The organism is Chroococcidiopsis cubana SAG 39.79, assembly GCF_003991895.1.
In the GTDB taxonomy this organism is placed as follows: domain Bacteria; phylum Cyanobacteriota; class Cyanobacteriia; order Cyanobacteriales; family Chroococcidiopsidaceae; genus Chroococcidiopsis; species Chroococcidiopsis thermalis.
The window spans coordinates 1-1,367 of the sequence record NZ_RSCK01000246.1 but is presented as its reverse complement, the minus strand read 5'-3'; the positions used below and the strand labels follow the sequence as shown (position 1 = coordinate 1,367).

Here is a 1,367-nt window from a genome sequence, read left to right as displayed (position 1 = left end):
CCAATCGAGAATATAAGTAGTAGAGGGAATCCACTGCCAAAATAGCCGCCACAAGAGACGGCGAACTTCAGGAACACTCAAGGGCAGCTCAGACCACGCTGGCGCTTGAATTCGTGTAGAGAGTCGTATTGAACTAGGGCTGCTTCTTTTTTAAAAAACTCTCGCGCTCCCGTAGCACGAGTCACTGTTAAAAAGGGCATGAGCAGCTAGGGCGAGGGTGATATGACGATACCACCCAGACCAAGAACGCACTTCATAATGGTCAAGCCCTACCTCACCTTTGGCGGTTTCAAAGCTAGTTTCGATTGTCCAGCGAGTTCCAAGCAACACATACCATTTCCTCTAAAGTTGTGCCGCTAGGAGCGAAAGCGACATAGTAAGCCATATCTATTTTATCCGCCAGAGAGCGTCGGACTAATAACCATCGTTCCCACTCGGGTGCATCAGGGAAGTTAAATCTAGCTTTTGCCCACTCATATTCACGAGGTCCTTTGGAGCCTTCACCACAACTATTACGTACCCTGCGGCTTCTGGGTGTCGCCACCAGTTCTTGCACTTTATGCATCTGAAAGCCTGACCAAATAGGCTCAGTTGTAGATACTGCCATCACGTAAGCTTGTTGCTGTTGTTCCAACCACAAGCGCAATCTTCTGTCGCTGCCATAAACTTCATCTGCCGTCACCCACGCGGCAGGCACTCCTGCATTGAATGCTCGCTCTAGCATTTGACGTGCTAATTGAGGCTTAGTGGCAAACTTCACCTCATCTGGTACTCCGACAGAGCGACAGCGTTGTGAGTCATCAGTCCAACTTTTAGGCAGGTATAGCTCTCGGTCGAGAAACGTGTACCCCTGTGGACTGGCATAGCTCAGAAATACCCCAATCTGACAGTTTTCCACTCGACCTGCTGTACCGCTATATTGGCGCTGCACCCCAACTGAGTGTTTTCCTTTCTTGACAAAACCAGTCTCATCTACAACTAAAACTGCTTGCTCGTGTCCCAAGTGTTCTACTACGTAAGCTCTGTGTTCGTCTCGTAATGCATCTGCGTCCCAAATAGCTCGACCCAATAAATTCTGAATCCCATAGGGAGTCTGATTGCCCACCTGTTCCGCCAGCTGCCATCCATTCTTGCGCTCGACTGGAGACAGCAAACCAATCATGTAATCTCTAGCTCGCACTCTAGCTTCACTACGGGCGAAATGAGGACCAATTACGTTCAACAACAGCATCAAATTCATTCACCCAGTTATTCACTTCATCAACTTGTACTTGTACCGATGGCACTCTAAAAGCTTGTTGAAACATCACAGCAATCGCAATCGCACTTCTATCCTATTCTAACAATTATCTACAACTGTAGTACTA

At 47.9% G+C, this 1,367-nt stretch carries 1 pseudogene; it reads right to left on the bottom strand.

Annotation, left to right across the window (positions count from 1 at the left end):
- Positions 1-77 precede the first annotated feature (77 nt).
- Positions 78-1,307: pseudogene (locus tag DSM107010_RS37700) on the bottom strand (IS701 family transposase).
- Positions 1,308-1,367 lie beyond the last annotated feature (60 nt).